General features: G+C 70.6%; 15 protein-coding genes and 1 pseudogene. 11 read left to right on the top strand and 5 right to left on the bottom strand.

All coding sequences use genetic code 11. The features are described from left to right. The 10 genes from KME77_RS06510 to KME77_RS06465 form a co-directional block, all read left to right on the top strand. The coding region (locus tag KME77_RS06510; RefSeq protein ID WP_219462935.1) for a LysR family transcriptional regulator substrate-binding protein at positions 1–319 on the top strand (319 nt) is incomplete at its 5' end. A 34-nt stretch (positions 320–353) separates the two neighbouring features. After that, the gene (locus KME77_RS06505; protein WP_219462934.1) at positions 354–1,490 is read left to right on the top strand and encodes a PP2C family protein-serine/threonine phosphatase; all 1,137 of its coding nucleotides are present in this window, start codon (positions 354–356) and stop codon (positions 1,488–1,490) included. A 19-nt stretch (positions 1,491–1,509) separates the two neighbouring features. After that, complete coding sequence (locus KME77_RS06500; RefSeq protein ID WP_308250579.1) at positions 1,510–2,655, top strand: sensor histidine kinase; 1,146 nt, start codon at positions 1,510–1,512, stop codon at positions 2,653–2,655. Continuing rightward, positions 2,652–3,101, top strand: coding sequence for a response regulator (locus tag KME77_RS06495; RefSeq protein WP_219462933.1), 450 nt, complete (start codon positions 2,652–2,654; stop codon positions 3,099–3,101). Before KME77_RS06500 ends, KME77_RS06495 begins: the two co-directional genes overlap by 4 nt. Positions 3,102–3,295: 194 nt before the next feature. Beyond that, positions 3,296–4,081, top strand: coding sequence for a succinate dehydrogenase subunit SdhC (gene sdhC, locus KME77_RS06490; protein WP_219462931.1), 786 nt, complete (start codon positions 3,296–3,298; stop codon positions 4,079–4,081). A gap of 12 nt (positions 4,082–4,093) precedes the next feature. After that, on the top strand, positions 4,094–5,992 hold the full coding sequence (locus KME77_RS06485) for a fumarate reductase/succinate dehydrogenase flavoprotein subunit (protein WP_219462929.1): 1,899 nt from the start codon (positions 4,094–4,096) through the stop codon (positions 5,990–5,992). Further along, positions 5,989–6,744, top strand: coding sequence for a succinate dehydrogenase/fumarate reductase iron-sulfur subunit (locus KME77_RS06480; RefSeq protein ID WP_219462927.1), 756 nt, complete (start codon positions 5,989–5,991; stop codon positions 6,742–6,744). Before KME77_RS06485 ends, KME77_RS06480 begins: the two co-directional genes overlap by 4 nt. Before the next feature lie 80 nt (positions 6,745–6,824). Continuing rightward, positions 6,825–7,505 carry a TetR/AcrR family transcriptional regulator gene (locus KME77_RS06475; protein ID WP_219462925.1) on the top strand — a complete coding sequence of 227 codons (681 nt, stop codon included), beginning with the start codon at positions 6,825–6,827 and terminating at the stop codon, positions 7,503–7,505. A gap of 2 nt (positions 7,506–7,507) precedes the next feature. Then, entirely contained in the window at positions 7,508–8,320 is an 813-nt protein-coding gene (locus tag KME77_RS06470) for a class I SAM-dependent methyltransferase (protein WP_219462923.1), read from the top strand. 15 nt (positions 8,321–8,335) lie between these two features. Continuing rightward, positions 8,336–9,154, top strand: coding sequence for an oxidoreductase (locus tag KME77_RS06465; protein ID WP_246609267.1), 819 nt, complete (start codon positions 8,336–8,338; stop codon positions 9,152–9,154). 16 nt (positions 9,155–9,170) lie between these two features. Here KME77_RS06465 and KME77_RS06460 read toward each other — a convergent pair whose 3' ends face one another. The 5 genes from KME77_RS06460 to KME77_RS06440 form a co-directional block, all read right to left on the bottom strand. Continuing rightward, positions 9,171–10,478 carry a hypothetical protein gene (locus tag KME77_RS06460; protein ID WP_219462919.1) on the bottom strand — a complete coding sequence of 436 codons (1,308 nt, stop codon included), beginning with the start codon at positions 10,476–10,478 and terminating at the stop codon, positions 9,171–9,173. 87 nt (positions 10,479–10,565) lie between these two features. Continuing rightward, on the bottom strand, positions 10,566–12,209 hold the full coding sequence (locus tag KME77_RS06455) for a hypothetical protein (protein ID WP_219462917.1): 1,644 nt from the start codon (positions 12,207–12,209) through the stop codon (positions 10,566–10,568). A gap of 65 nt (positions 12,210–12,274) precedes the next feature. Next, on the bottom strand, positions 12,275–12,667 hold the full coding sequence (locus KME77_RS06450) for a (deoxy)nucleoside triphosphate pyrophosphohydrolase (RefSeq protein ID WP_219462915.1): 393 nt from the start codon (positions 12,665–12,667) through the stop codon (positions 12,275–12,277). Continuing rightward, complete coding sequence (locus KME77_RS06445; RefSeq protein WP_219462913.1) at positions 12,664–13,764, bottom strand: C40 family peptidase; 1,101 nt, start codon at positions 13,762–13,764, stop codon at positions 12,664–12,666. The genes KME77_RS06450 and KME77_RS06445 overlap by 4 nt, the downstream gene beginning before the upstream one ends. Further along, positions 13,761–14,399, bottom strand: a complete 639-nt coding sequence (locus KME77_RS06440) for a hypothetical protein (protein WP_219462910.1) — start codon at positions 14,397–14,399, stop codon at positions 13,761–13,763. The genes KME77_RS06445 and KME77_RS06440 overlap by 4 nt, the downstream gene beginning before the upstream one ends. 27 nt (positions 14,400–14,426) lie before the next feature. Here KME77_RS06440 and KME77_RS06435 point away from each other — a divergent pair. After that, positions 14,427–14,871: pseudogene (locus KME77_RS06435) on the top strand (hypothetical protein); the annotation flags it as partial.

The following is a 14,871-nucleotide window of genomic DNA, read 5'->3' as shown; positions in this document are numbered from 1 at the left end:
GACGCTGGCGGCCTGCCGGCAGGCCGGGTTCGAGCCCAGGTTCGCGGTGGAGGGCGGGGAGATGGACGCCGTGCTGCGGTTCGTGGAGGCGGGGCTGGGGCTGGCCGTGGTGCCGTCCATGGTGCTCGACGGGCGGCCGGGCCTCACCGGCACCCCCCTGGCGCCGCCGGGGCTGAGCCGTACGATCGCGCTCGCGCACCGCAAGGACGTGGAGCCCACGAGGGCCGCGCAGGCGTTTCGGACGGCCCTTCTTTCCTTTGTGGTCGAGTCCGGTCACGAGCACACGCTTCCGCAAGGGGTCGAGCTCATCGCAGAATGAACACCAACAGTCCGACTTCCGCGAAGAGGCGTTTGTGACGGCAACACTCTCCGAGACGCTGACGCTGCTCCTCATCGAGGACGACGACGGTGACGCGTTCCTGGTCGAGGAGCTGCTGAAACAGGCCGAGGCCCCGCCCCGGATCACCTGGGTGCGCAGCCTGGCGGAGACCAGGGCCAAGCTCGACTCCCGGATCCAGTGCGTGCTGGTGGACCTCTCGCTGCCCGACGCCACCGGCCTGGAGGCGCTGGAGACCGTGCTGGGCATGGCGCCGCACGCGGCCGTGCTGGTGCTCACCGGCCTGCGCGACGTCCACGTGGGGGTCGCGGCGGTCCAGGCTGGCGCCCAGGACTACCTCGTCAAGCAGGACGTGGACGCCCGGCTGCTGGCCAGGGCCATCCGATACGCCATGGAGCGCAAGCGGGCCGACCTCGCGCAGCTCCAGCTCGTCGCGGCCGAGCTGACGGCCAAGGAGAACGCCCGGCTGGAGAGCGGCCTGCTGCCCACCGCCCTGCTGCACACCGACGCGCTGGAGCACACCACCCGCTACCTGCCCGGCAGCCAGGGCTCGCTGCTGGCGGGCGACTTCCTGGACACCGTCCAGACGCCCGACGGCTCGGTGCACATCGTGGTCGGCGACGTCTGCGGGCACGGGCCCGACGAGGCCGCGCTCGGCGTGGCGCTGCGCATCGCCTGGCGCACGCTCGTCCTGGCCGGGCAGACCGGCGACCGGATGCTGCGCACGCTCGACGCGCTGCTGCGCGCCGAGCGCAACGCCCCGGAGATCTTCACCACCCTGTGCATGGCCACGATCACGCCCGACCTGCGCACCGCCCGGATGCGCGTGGTCGGCCACCCGCCGCCGGTGCTGGTCCGCGACGGAGCGGTCGACGCGCTCGCCGGCGGGCCGTCGGGGCCGCCGCTCGGCATCTTCGCCGACGCCGAGTGGGACATCATCGACGTGCCGCTGGGCGAGCGCTGGTCGATGATGCTCTACACCGACGGCCTGATCGAGGCCGCGGTGGGCGAGCACAACGAGCTGCTCGGCGTGGACGGCCTGGTCGCGCTCGTACGCGAGCACGGGGAGATCGACCTCGACCGCCTGATCAGGCATGTCGGCACGCTGAGCGACGACCTCGCCGCGGTGTTCGTCAGCAGGAGGCCCGCGTGAGCATCAGCAGGAGGCCCGCGTGAGCATCAACCCACTGCCGCCGCCGAAGCCGGCGACGGGGCTCGGCAGAGTGCCCGCGGCCCGCTGGTTCGTCGTGATCGGCGTGGTGTCCGGCCTGGTGTTCATGGGCGGGACGGCGCTGATCATGACGCTGGTCGCCGACGTGCGGGCGCGCGGCCCCAAGCCTGAGGTGGCGGCCCAGATCGACCACCTGAACGTGGCGCTGATCGTGCTGCTGGCCGTCCTGGCGGCGGCCGGGGTGGGGCTGGCGTTCATCGTGCGCTTCACCGTGCTGAAGCCCATCTCCCAGTTCACCGACCAGGTGCGCAAGGTGGCGGCCGGTGACTTCGACCACGAGCTGGCGGTGCGGCGGCCCGCGGAGCTGGCCGAGCTGTCGAGCCACGTCGACTCCATGCGCAGGCGCATCGTGGCGGCCTGGCGCAGCGCCGAGGACCAGGCCGGGGAGCTGCGCCGCTCCAACGGCGAGCTGGAGCAGTTCGCCTACGTCGCCAGCCACGACCTCCAGGAGCCGCTGCGCAAGGTCGCCAGCTTCACCCAGATGCTGGAGCAGCGGTACGGGGACCAGCTCGACGACCGCGCCAAGCAGTACATCCACTACGCCGTCGACGGCGCCAAGCGCATGCAACTGCTGATCAACGACCTGCTGGACTTCTCCAGGGCCGGGCGGGTCACCGGCGAGCGCACGGTCACCGACTCGGGCGGCCCTCTGTCCACGGCGGTGGAGAACCTGTCGGCCGCGATCGAGGACAGCGGGGCGGTCATCACGCACGACGCCCTGCCCAAGGTCGTCGGCAACACGACCCAGCTCACCCAGCTCTTCCAGAACCTCATCGAGAACGCCGTCAAGTTCCGCTCGGAACAGCCGCCGCGCATCCACATCGGCGCCAGGCGGGACGGCCGGATGTGGGAGTTCAGCTGCTCGGACAACGGGATCGGCGTGGACTCCAAGTACTCCGACCGCATCTTCCTGATATTTCAGCGCCTGCATCCGCGTGACGTGTATCCAGGTACTGGCATCGGCCTCGCACTCTGCCGCAAGATCGTCGAATACCACGGCGGACGGCTCTGGCTCGACCCGGGGGCCGAAGGACAGGGTGCGACGTTCCGCTGGACGCTGCCCGCGGCTGGAGACGAAAAAGAATGACTGAGTGGCGACCGATAGAAGTGCTCCTGGTCGAGGACGACGCGGGGGACGTGCTGCTGACCAAGGAGGCCTTCGACCTCAACAAGGTCCGCAACCGCCTGCACGTCGTCAGCGACGGCGAGCAGGCGATGGCCTTCCTGCGCCGCGAGGACGGCTACCGCGACGCGCCCCGGCCCGACCTCATGCTGCTCGACCTGAACCTGCCGAGGATGGGCGGCCTGGAGGTGCTCAGCGAGGTGAAGGCGGACGCCGCCCTGAGCACGATTCCGGTGGTGATCCTGACGACCTCCGAGGCGGAGGAGGACATTCTGCACAGTTACCGGCTGCACGCCAACGCATACGTCTCCAAGCCGGTGGATTTCGAGCAATTTATCCGAGTTGTCCGCCAGATCGATGATTTTTTCGTGACCGTGGTTAAGCTGCCGAGCCAAGGGCAGCGCCCGTGACGGGGATACGTGACAGGAATCACAGCGGGTCATCAAAAAAGTGAGTTACCCTCCTCACAAATCACGATGCGGTCGTCGTAACGTATCCCCCACCAATGCGCGCCGCGAGCGGAGACCATCCCCGCCGTATACGCGCCAAACGAACGACCCGGACCCCCGGCGAGCAGGGTCCGCGGGAGGTGGAGAGGTCCGCGATGACCCAGACGACGCCCGACGCTCCTGTGAGAAGGCAGCGCGCGCAGATCAAGGTGCGTACGCTACGCACCGACAGATGGTGGATTGCCCCGCTGCTGACATTCCTGGCCCTGACCGCCTTCCTCGTCTACGGCGTGTGGGCGATCCTCGACGGCAGCTATTTCATAGACCCGTACATCGCCCCGTTCTCGTCGCCCTGTCTTTCGACCTCGTGTGTCGAGGGCGCGCGGCTGTTCGGCTGGGCGCCCATCGGCGACTGGTACACGCTGCCGCCCGGCCTGCTGATCCTGGGGCTGCCCGGCGGGTTCCGGCTCACGTGCTACTACTACCGTAAGTCGTACTACCGCTCGTTCTGGCTGTCGCCGCCCGCGTGCGCGGTGCAGGAGCCGCACGGCAAGTACACCGGCGAGACGCGCTTCCCGCTGATCATGCAGAACATCCACCGCTACTTCTTCTACGCGGCCATCCTCATCGGCGCGATCCTCAGCTACGACGCCATCCTGGCGATGGTGCACAAGCCGCAGGGCCTGGGCTCCTGGATCCTGCTGGTCAACGCCGTGCTGATCGTGGCGTACACGCTGTCGTGCCACTCGTGCCGGCACATCACCGCGGGGCGGCTCAACCACTTCTCCAAGCACCCGCTGCGCTACAAGGCCTGGACGTTCGTCTCCAAGCTCAACGCCAAGCACCAGCCCCTCGCGTGGGCCTCGATGTTCTCCGTCATGGGCGCCGACCTCTACGTGCGTCTGGTCGCCAAGGGCATCATCGCCTTCCCGTTCGCCTAAGGATCAGCTTCAGTGGAAAACTCGCCTAACACAGAGCGTCACGAATACGACGTCGTCGTCATCGGCGCGGGCGGTGCCGGGCTCCGGGCCGCCATCGAGGCCCGCCAGCAGGGCAAGCGGACGGCGATCGTCTGCAAGTCGCTGTTCGGCAAGGCCCACACGGTCATGGCCGAGGGCGGCGCGGCCGCCGCGATGGGCAACGTCAACTCAGACGACAACTGGATGGTGCACTTCCGTGACACCATGCGGGGCGGCAAGTTCCTCAACAACTGGCGGATGGCCGAGCTGCACGCCAAGGAGGCGCCCGACCGCGTCTGGGAGCTGGAGGCCTGGGGCGCGCTGTTCGACCGCACCAAGGACGGCAAGATCAGCCAGCGCAACTTCGGCGGGCACGAGTACCCGCGGCTGGCCCACGTCGGCGACCGCACCGGCCTGGAGCTGATCCGCACGCTGCAGCAGCGGGTCGTCGCGCTCCAGCAGGAGGACCAGGAGACGCACGGCGACCCCGAGGCCTTCATCAAGGTCTTCGCGGAGTGCACGGTCACGCGCCTGCTGAAGGACGGCGACGCGATCTCCGGCGCGTTCGGCTACTGGCGCGAGACCGGAAATTTCATACTTTTCGATGCTCCTGCGGTGGTCCTGGCCACCGGCGGCATCGGCAAGTCGTACGTCGTCACCTCCAACTCCTGGGAGTACACGGGTGACGGCCACGCCCTCGCGCTGCTGGCCGGCGCCAAGCTGATCAACATGGAGTTCATCCAGTTCCACCCCACCGGGATGGTCTGGCCGCCCTCCGTGCGCGGCATCCTCGTCACCGAGTCCGTCCGCGGCGACGGCGGCGTGCTGCGCAACTCCAAGGGCGAGCGCTTCATGTTCGACTACATCCCCGACGTCTTCAAGGACAAGTACGCCACCACCGAGGAGGAGGGCGACCGCTGGTACACCGACCAGGCCAACAACCGCCGTCCCCCGGAGCTGCTGCCCCGTGACGAGGTGGCCCGCGCGATCAACGCCGAGGTCAAGGCGGGCCGCGGATCGCCCCAGGGCGGCGTCTTCCTGGACGTCTCCAGCCGCCTCCCGGCCGAGGAGATCAAGCGGCGGCTGCCGTCGATGCACCACCAGTTCAAGGAGCTGGCCGACGTCGACATCACCACCGAGCCCATGCAGGTGGGCCCGACCTGCCACTACATCATGGGCGGCGTCGAGGTGGACGCCGACACCGGCGCGGCGGCCGTCCCCGGGCTGTTCGCCGCCGGCGAGGTCTCGGGCGGCATGCACGGCTCCAACCGCCTCGGCGGCAACTCGCTGTCCGACCTGCTGGTCTTCGGCCGCCGGGCGGGCGGGGGCGCCGCCGCGTATGTGGACGGGCTCGCCGCCCGGCCCGCGGTGTCCCCGGAGCTGGTGGAGGAGGCCAGGGCCGAGGCGATCGCGCCGCTGGGACGCGGCGGCGAGAACCCGTACGAGGTGCACCACGAGCTGCAGCGGACGATGAACGAGCTGGTCGGCATCATCCGCAAGGCCGAGGAGGTCGCCGAGGCCATGGAGGTCGTCGAGAAGCTCAAGGAGCGGGTGCGGCTGGTCGGCGCGGCCGGCTCGCGCATCTACAACCCCGGCTGGCACCTGGCGATCGACCTGCGCAACATGGTGCTGGTCTCCGAGTGCGTGGCCAAGGCGGCGCTCAAGCGCGAGGAGAGCCGCGGCGGGCACACCCGCGACGACTTCCCCGGCATGAACCCGGCGTGGCGCCGCAAACTGCTCGTCTGCTCGACCGGTGACGGCGCCTCCGTCACGGTCGAGGAGCAGGAGCAGCCGCCGATGCGCGACGACCTGATCGTGCTGTTCGAGCGGGACGAGCTGAGCAAGTACCTCACCGACGAAGAGATGACCGAGTTCGACGGGATTTCGAAATGAGCTACAAGGCGAAGTTCAAGGTCTGGCGCGGTGAGGGAGGTGAGGGCAAGCTCGAGGACTTCACCGTCGAGGTGAACGAGGGCGAGGTCGTCCTCGACATCATCCACCGGCTCCAGGCCACCCAGGCGCCCGACCTCGCGGTCCGCTGGAACTGCAAGGCCGGCAAGTGCGGCTCCTGCTCGATGGAGATCAACGGCAAGCCGCGGCTGGGCTGCATGACCCGGATGTCCACCTTCACCGAGGAAGAGACGATCACCGTCACGCCGATGCGGACGTTCCCCGTGATCAAGGACCTGGTGACGGACGTCTCGTTCAACTACCAGAAGGCGATGGAGATCCCGTCGTTCACGCCGCCGGCCGGCGTGCGGCCGGGCGAGTACCGCATGCAGCAGGTCGACGTCGAGCGGTCCCAGGAGTTCCGCAAGTGCATCGAGTGCTTCATGTGCAACAACGTCTGCCACGTCATCCGCGACCACGAGGAGAACAAGACGGCCTTCGCCGGGCCGCGCTTCCTCATGCGGATCGCCGAGCTGGACATGCACCCGTACGACGTGGCCGACCGGCAGGAGGCCGCCCAGGAGGAGCACGGCCTGGGCCACTGCAACATCACCAAGTGCTGCACCGAGGTCTGTCCCGAGCACATCAAGATCACTGACAACGCGCTCATCCCGATGAAGGAGCGCGTGGCGGACCGCAAGTACGACCCGCTGGTCTGGCTGGGCAACAAGATCTTCAAGCGCAGCTCGAAGTAGGGCTCGATCACGACCCCTTCTCGTGGCCCGTTGACTGGATTTGCTAATCTGGTCAAAGCGTCACGAGAAGGGGTCGTGCCATGTCCGTGGAAACCCGCGCTGATCGCATACTCGACGCGGCCGGTGAGTTGATCATGCGGCTCGGGCCGCGCAAGGTGACGATCGACGACATCGCCCAGCTCGCCGACATCGGCAAGGGCACCGTCTACCTGCACTGGCGCACCAAGCAGCAGCTCTTCGAGGCGCTGTTCACCCGCGAGGCGGTCATCTACGTCGAGAAGCTGATCGCGCTGCTGCGTCACGACCCGGCCGCGGTGCGACCGCACCGGCTGATCGCCGAGTCGTTCCTGATCGTCGGCGGCAGGCCGATGCTGCGGGCGCTGCTCACCGGCGACACGGGCGTGGTCCAGGGCAGGCTGACCGGCGCCGCCATACGCGGCCACGAGCTGCTGGCCACCGCCCGCTTCCACGAGGTGATGACCCGCCACGGCCTGTTCCGCGACGACGTGGCGCACCTGACGTACGGGCTGAGCGCGCTGCAGGGAGGCTTCTTCCTCCTGGAGACCCTCGGCCTGGCGCCGGAGGACCTGCCGATGGAGGCCAAGGCCGAGGCGCTGGCGCACCTCGTCCGCCGCGCCTACGAGCCGGACACGCCACCCTCCCGGGAGACGCTGGCCGCCGCGGCGGCCGAGCTCGTCGCACTCTCCGAAGCGGTCATCCCTCCCTATCTGGAGGACATCTACGGGACAAGGCGGGACTGACGATGCGCACGAAAAGGGACATGGAGAAGGTACGGCTCACCGGTGCCAAGGGGACCCTCCTCTACACGCTGTACTTCAGGGCGCTCGACAGCCGCTCGCCCCGCCCGATCCTGGGCGACGAGTGGGCGCCCAGGATCCTCGACCGGCTCGACCACAACCACCTCAAGGTCAAGATGGCCGCCGGGGACCGCTACGTCGGCATCCTGCGCGCCAGGCGCCTCGACGACTGGACCGGCCGCTACCTGGCCGAGAACCCCGGCGCGACCGTGCTGCAGCTCGGCTGCGGCCTGGACAGCCGGGCCTTCCGCATGGACCTGCCGCCCGGCGTCGAGTGGATCGACCTCGACTATCCCGAGGTCATCGACCTGCGAAGCCGCCTCTACCCCGAGCGCGACCACTACCGGATGATCCCCTCCTCGGTGACCGACCCCAGCTGGCTGGAGCAGGTGCCCACCGGCCGCCCGGTCCTCGTGATCGCCGAGGGGCTGCTGATGTACCTGACCGACCCGGACGTCAGGCAGCTCCTGGTCCGGCTGGCCGGGCGCGTCCCGCACGGCGAGCTGGCCTTCGACGCCATCTCACCCTGGCTGGCCGCCGTGTCCCGCGCGTTCGGCTGGAAGCTGGCCTCGATCGGCGACCCGCGCGAGCCCGAGCGCTGGGCCGAGCGGCTCACGCTGCTCGAATGCGTACCGGTCCTGTCGGACCTCCAGCTCATCCCTGCACCGCACTACCGCGCCGCCTACGGGCTCCTGACCAGGACCGCCCGGATACGGAACGCCATGAGACTGTTCCGCTTCCGCGTCGGCGACGCCTGAGGAAAGGACGTGACAATGGCAGTCTGCCTGGTCACCGGAGCCTCGTCCGGCATCGGCCACGCCACCGTGCTCGAACTGCTGCGCGCGGGACACACCGTCTACGGCGCCGCCAGACGCCTCGGACAGATGGAGGACCTGCGCGAGGCGGGCGCCCGCACGATCGAGATGGACGTCACCGAGGAGGAGGACCTCCAGCGGGCCGTCGGCACGATTCTCGGCGAGCAGCGACGCCTCGACGTCCTGGTGAACAACGCCGGCGTCGGCGTCTACGGAGCCGCCGAGGACGTGCCGCTCGACCTGGCCCGGCACGGGTTCGAGGTCAACCTGTTCGGGCCCGCCCGGCTGGTCCAGCTCGTGCTGCCCGGCATGCGCGAGCGCGGCACCGGCACGATCGTCAACGTCTCCTCCATCGCCGGGCGGATCGCCCTGCCGCTCGGCGCCTGGTACCACGCCTCCAAGCACGCGCTGGAGGGCTGGTCCGACAGCCTGCGGCAGGAGGTCGGCCGCTTCGGGATCCGCGTCGTGGTGATCCAGCCCGGGATCATCAGGACGGAGTTCGAGTCGGGCACGCCGCGCGAGCTGCGGGAGATCTCCGGCAAGGGCGCGTACGCCTCCATGGCCCGGTGGATGGCCGAACGCGCGGAGACGGCCTTCCGCGACGACAGCAAGGCGTCCGAGCCGTCGGTGGTCGCGCGGGCGATCCGCGAGGCGGTCGAGTCCGGCTCGCCCAAGCCGCGCCGCTCCGTCGGCTACCTGGCCAGGCTGCTGCTCACGATGCACAAGCTGCTGCCGGACCGCGCCTGGGACAAGGTCGTGACCCGCACCCCTTCCTGACGGCCCTCCGGGAAGGTCAGGAGCGGCGTCCCCAGCGGCGCTTGGGGCCGCCCTGCTGGAGGTCGGGGAGCGGCTGCACGGCGGTCACGTCCGCGGCGCCCTGGTCGGCGCTGGGCGCGGCGTCCCTGGCGGGCGGGCCGCCCTCGTGCGCCTGCTCCGGCCACGGCGTGGTCTGCCACGGCTCGGCGTCGCCGGCCTCGGCGTACGAGGCGGTGCCCAGGGGGCGTTCTGGCGTGTCCTCGTACGGGCTGGAGCCACCGGGCGGGATGTCGGCCGGAGGCTGCTCAGGGGCCACCAGGGGCTCGAACGGGGCCCTGTACGCCTCGCCCTGCGGCTCCGGCCTGCTGAAGGCGTCGAACTCGGGGGTCGTCGGCTGGTGGCTGTAGGAGTCGAACTGGTCCGGCGGCAGCACCACGGGCTGGTTGGGGGGCGTGGGCGGCTGGCCGTACATGCCGGGGTCCTGATAGACCGCCCCGTACTGGACCTGCCCGCTCGGATAGGTCTGCACGGGGACGAAGCTGATGATCGGCGCGTACGCCGCGCCGGCCGGATAACCGGGCGGCGGGTAGCCACCCGCGTACCCCGGTCCGGCCGGATAGCCGCTGGGCCCGCCCGGATACCCCGGCGGGACGCCCATCCCCATGGCTCCGGGTGGGCCCGCCTTGCGCACGGCCGCCGCGTGAGCCATCCTGCGCAGCCGCCCCTCGAAGATCAGCACCGCGAACAACGCCAGCAGCACCATGATCAACGCCGGGATGCTGAGCTTCTGGGTCAGCGTCCGCTGGTCGTACTCGGGGGCCGCGTTGCGCAGTTCGAGCGGGATCGACTCCTCCGTCGGGCTCTCCGCCGAGGTCAGCGACGGCGACGTCGCCGGGGTCTCGGTGGGGGCCGCCACGCTGGGCAGGACGACGCCCGTGTCCTCCGGCGTGGACGACGGCGACACCGCCGGCACGTCGACCTGCGTGCTCTGGGTCGGCGACGGCATGGGGTTCAGCGGCGGGGAGCTCTTGGTCGGCTCGGCGGCCTGGGTGGGCGACTTCGACTTCTTCGGCGTGGCCGTCTTCGTCGTGGTCTTCGTCGGCGCGGTGACGGTCTTGGTGATCGTCGTTTCCGGGTCGGGGCTCGGGGTGTCCAGCGTGGTGGTGATCGTGACCGTCGTCTCGGGTGTGGTGTCACACACCTGGCCCGCCTCGCACGGGTCGACGTTGGGGTCGAAGGCCGATGACGCGCTGGCGCTCTGGATGACGAAGGGGGCGACCCCCACTCCGGTCAGGCCTAAGGCCAGCACCAATGCGGACACGGCCGTCGCTCGCGTGCGTGCCACCTGTGCCCTCCGACGCAGTCCCGGAACCATGGTCAAGGGAATACTAGCCGGGTAAAAGTAACAGTAAAGTCGGAATTGCAACACCTTTCAGGAAGATCGACCGCGTTGTGCTCTGGTGACTGCCCACAGGGCCCCCAGCAGCACCGCGATGCCGCCGGCCGCCCATGGGAGGCCATGTACGCCATCCAGCGGATTCGCCCTTTCGACGGGGCGCGAACGGGGGCCGGAAACGGCCAGCGGCAGGGGCGCCCCCAGTTCTTCCGACGACGTCAAAGCGCCCCAGCCGCCCGTGCCGGGGTCACCGGATCCACCGGCGCCCGTTCCTCGTCCGGCGATGCCCGGCCGGACCGCGCCGTCCGAGGCGCCGGGCGTCGGCATGGCCCTGGGGCCGTCCTGCGTGGCGCCCGGCCATCCCTGCATGCTCCTTGCCCCGTCCTGCTCGGCTCCCGGCAGGCTCGGGGCGCCCTCTCTGATCCCTGGCACGTTCGGGCCCACTCCCACACCTGGTCCTGGGCCCATGCCGGGCAGTGACGTCAGCGGCGGGGCGACCTCCGGCAGGACCAGCGCGGGCCGCCGCCGCGCCAGTTGCGCTCCTGGGGCCCGCGCCTCGGCCTGCGCCTGCGCCTGCGCCTCCGATCGCGCCTGGGCTCGCGCCTCGGTTTGCGCTGCCGCCCTGTCCTGGACCTGGGCCGAGGCCCTGCTCCTGGCCGCCGCGCCGTCGTCCGGCACGTGCCCTCCGTCGCCGCCCCGCCGCTCGTGACGGGCCGCGCCGCCGGGCCGCCCGGCCGAGCCGCCGGAACGCTCGCCCGAGGAGCCGTGCCGACGCGCCGACGAGTGGTGACGCTTGGACGGGAAGCCCAGGTAACGGCCCTTCCGGTGCCGCTGCTCGCCTTCCGAACGACCGTCGTCGGCCTCGGAGCCGTCGTCCTCGGGAGCCGACACCTTCGCCTCGGCGGGCGTCTTCAGCGTCGTCGCCTTGACGGACGGGCTGACCAGCTCCTTGACCGACCCCGCCTTGGCGGGGGCCGTGGCCGCCGCCTTGACAGGGGTTGTGGTCGACCCGACGACGGTGACCGCCTCGCCGTACGGCGGCCCCTGCTCGCGGGCCGCCGCCGTCAGCACGACGTCCTTCGTCCCGTGCGGCACGGCGAGCAGCACGTCCGCCTCCCGCCGCCCCGCCGCGCCCTCAAGCTCGCACACCCGAGCCGGGCGGGCCGCCCTCGTGGAAGCCAGGGCGCTGAGCGCGGACGCGCGTGACGCCTCCACTCCCCCGCCAAGCCGAGCAGCGCCACGCCGCTCAGAGCCGCGTACCTCAGAGCCACGATCCTCACGACCGCGATCCTCATGACCGCGATCCTCACGGCCGCGATCCTCGGAGCCGTGCGTCTGCGCCACCCCGTCCCCCCGGACGGCGCCGGCCGGGGTGCGGGGGCAGGTGAGTGAGGTGAGCGCCCGAGCCGGGCTGGACGCCACCGCGAGCCGCGCCTCCCGGTTCGCCCCGTCCAGCCGCACCCGGAACCGCAGCACATCCCCCGTACGCACCCACTTGCCGATCTCGTCCGGATCCCCCACCCGCCGGAACACCAGCGCCGGCGCACCGGCGGCACCAGCCCCTGAGCCTGCTGCGGGTCCGAGCACTTCTCCCGCCATCGCGGCCCCAGGCACACCCGCCAGAACCGGCGCTCCCGCGACGGCCAGCGCCCCCACCACGATCCAGTCACGTCTGGACACGTCGCCCTCCCCCCGGTCGCGACACGACTACATACAGTAATCGTTATGTCACCGAGAGGAGATGGTTAACCCTGCCGCAGCAGATCTTCCACCGCGTGCATGACGGCCAGATCCGCCCCCAGCCATGCCACGTCGTAGTACTCGCCAGGCCCGAGCCACCGCAACGCCAAGTGCTCCTTGGCCTCCGGCTCCCCGGCGGGAACGGTGGCCAGCCAGACCCGCAGCACGTACCCGGAGGCCAGCGGCCAGTCCCCGCCGACGCGGGCGCCCACCGACACCGTCACCCCCAGTTCCTCGCGGCACTCCCTGACGAGCGCCTCGATCTCGCCCTCACCGGGATCAACCTTGCCGCCGGGGAACTCCCACCCGCCGGCGAGCGCGGGCGGCTCGGCGCGCTGGGCGGCGAGCACCCGCCCGTCCGCGGAGACGATCACCGCCGCGACCACGACCACGGTCATAGGGTGGCACTCTGCAGCTTCTTGAGCTGGTCGAGCACTTCGGGGTTCTGCAGCGGCCGGGTGAAGCCCACGATGTTGTTCCGCGTCCGGTAGGTCGTCACCTTGATCGGCCCGCACAGCCGGCATCGCGCCTCGATCATCTTCCCCTTCGACACGACCATTCCGACATGGCCAGGATTGTTGCTGCTCGTCCCGGGACCGGCGTTGAAGAACACCAGGTCACCCGCCTCCTCCGAGCCTTCGGCGACCTTCACGCCGAACGGCCACTGCACGAACGTCGTACGCGGGATCGTCAGCCCCGCCGCCTTGTACGCGGCGTAGATGATGCCCGAGCAGTCGAACGCGTCGGGCCCCGTGCCGCCCCACAGGTACGGCTTGCCCCGCTGGGCCAGCGCGAACTCCAGGATCTTGGCCACCACGTCGCTCGGCGCCGCCTCGACCAGCGGATCGTCGCACTCCTCGTCCGCCTGGGGCGGCACCTCGACGTCCCCGGACTTGGCGTAGTTCTTGGCGATCTGGACGACCTGGTCCACGTACCACCAGGCGCGGTTGTAGACGAACAGCGCCTGCCGCACGTTCTCCGGGGCGCCGTTGCGCTTGAGCATCTTGGCGGCGCCCAGGATGGCGTCGGCCGGGTTGTAGATGTCGGCCACGCCGTCGCCGTCGCCGTCGGAGCCGTACCCGTTGATCTTCGAGGACACCGGGAGCCGCGCCTTTCCACCCCATGTGCCGATCAGGAACTGCATCGGCCCGGCCGCGCCCGCGTAGTTGGTGCCGCTCTTGACGCCGGGCAGGTTCGAGCGGCCGTGGTCGGTCTCGCGCTTGCCGACGGCGGCCAGGATGTTCCACTGGACGCCGATCTCCTTGCCGTACTTCTTGTACAGCTCCAGGTACTCGGCGGGGATGTCGTTCGAGCCCGAGTCGGACACCTCCTGCGCGGGCGTGCCGCCCTCGACGCAGTCCGTGCGGCTGGTGGTGCCGTTGCCGATGAACGACGGGATCGAGGTCATCAGCAGCGGCGACAGGATCACCAGCCCGAGCAGCAGCGTGCCCGCCGTGCCGAGCACCAGGGCGAGGCGTACGCGGGATCCGTTCATTCCTGCGGGTCCCCGTCCTGGCCCTCGTCGGCCGGCAGCAGCTCGAAGACCCGCCAGTCCGAGCCGAACGGCGTGACCGTGACCGCGTAGTCGTCGACCTGCTGTTTGTTGCCGCTCTTGGCGGTGATCTGCTGCGTGCCGGTGACCACGAAGACGATGGACGACTTGTCGATCTGCCTGATCTCCTTCATCTTCGCCGTCCCCACGGAGACCAGCTCGTCGGCGCGGTTGCTCTCGACGGTCATGGGCGAGGTGATGGTCCTGGTCAGCTTGGTGGCGAGGTCGGGGGTGGTGTACACCTTGACCCGGTTCGCGTAGGCCGCCGGTTCCTCGTCGTAGCGGAACGTTCCGTACGCGGCGGTGAACCGCTCCGCCAGCTCCCCTGCCGCCGCGAGCTGCTCCTTCGACAGCGGCAGGTACGAGTAGATGTCGAACGGCGCGTCACTCGCGGTGGCCAGCGGTTTGTCCGGCGCGGCCGGGGCGGCGCTCGTGGCCGCCGCGGCCGGGCCGGTGGGCGTCGGCTGCGCGGCCGGGTCGTCGGCGTCCGGCCACATCGTGAGATAGAGGCCCACGGCGGCGATCACCACCACGATGGCGGCGAAGGCCAGCCCCCGCCTGTCACCCGGCTGCGCCATGATCAGTCCCTGTCCGGGTTGTTCGGCTTGAGCCAGAACGGCACGGACGGCCGGTCACCACCGGAGCCGTTGCCCCCGCCGCTGCTGGGCAGCCAGAGCGGGGGTGCCTCCGACGAACGGTCCCTCGGCGCGTCGCCGCCGCGCGGCGACCCGCCGCCGAAGATCCCGCCACCGGACGAGCCCCTGCTCGCCGACCGCGAGCCACCGGAACCGCCCGATCCGCCCGACCCTCCGGAGCCGCCCGAACGACCGGAGCCACCGGAGCGCGACCCGCCGGAGCGTGACCCGCCCGAACCGCCGCTCAGCCAGCCCCCGCCCGAACCGCCGGACCGGCCCCCACCGGAGCCGCCCGAACCGCCGAACCGGGACCCGCCCGACCGGGCTCCGCCGCCGGACCCGCCCGACCGCGTGCCGCCGGAGCCGCCGGAGCCGCGGCGCGAGGCCCAGCCGCCGCCGGACCGGTGGCGGGGGC

It is taken from the genome of Nonomuraea rhizosphaerae, from assembly GCF_019396405.1.
Classification (GTDB): domain Bacteria; phylum Actinomycetota; class Actinomycetes; order Streptosporangiales; family Streptosporangiaceae; genus Nonomuraea; species Nonomuraea rhizosphaerae.
This window is presented reverse-complemented; position numbering and strand designations above follow the sequence as displayed.

Bases quoted from the DNA above. Each gene is read 5' to 3' on its own strand.
- KME77_RS06495 (WP_219462933.1), top strand. From the start codon at position 2,652: ATGACTGAGTGGCGACCGATAGAAGTGCTCCTGGTCGAGGACGACGCG.
- KME77_RS06465 (WP_246609267.1), top strand. From the start codon at position 8,336: ATGGCAGTCTGCCTGGTCACCGGAGCCTCGTCCGGCATCGGCCACGCC.
- KME77_RS06445 (WP_219462913.1), bottom strand. From the start codon at position 13,764: ATGAACGGATCCCGCGTACGCCTCGCCCTGGTGCTCGGCACGGCGGGC.
- KME77_RS06450 (WP_219462915.1), bottom strand. From the start codon at position 12,667: ATGACCGTGGTCGTGGTCGCGGCGGTGATCGTCTCCGCGGACGGGCGG.
- KME77_RS06475 (WP_219462925.1), top strand. From the start codon at position 6,825: ATGTCCGTGGAAACCCGCGCTGATCGCATACTCGACGCGGCCGGTGAG.
- sdhC (WP_219462931.1), top strand. From the start codon at position 3,296: ATGACCCAGACGACGCCCGACGCTCCTGTGAGAAGGCAGCGCGCGCAG.
- KME77_RS06470 (WP_219462923.1), top strand. From the start codon at position 7,508: ATGCGCACGAAAAGGGACATGGAGAAGGTACGGCTCACCGGTGCCAAG.
- KME77_RS06440 (WP_219462910.1), bottom strand. From the start codon at position 14,399: ATGGCGCAGCCGGGTGACAGGCGGGGGCTGGCCTTCGCCGCCATCGTG.
- KME77_RS06480 (WP_219462927.1), top strand. From the start codon at position 5,989: ATGAGCTACAAGGCGAAGTTCAAGGTCTGGCGCGGTGAGGGAGGTGAG.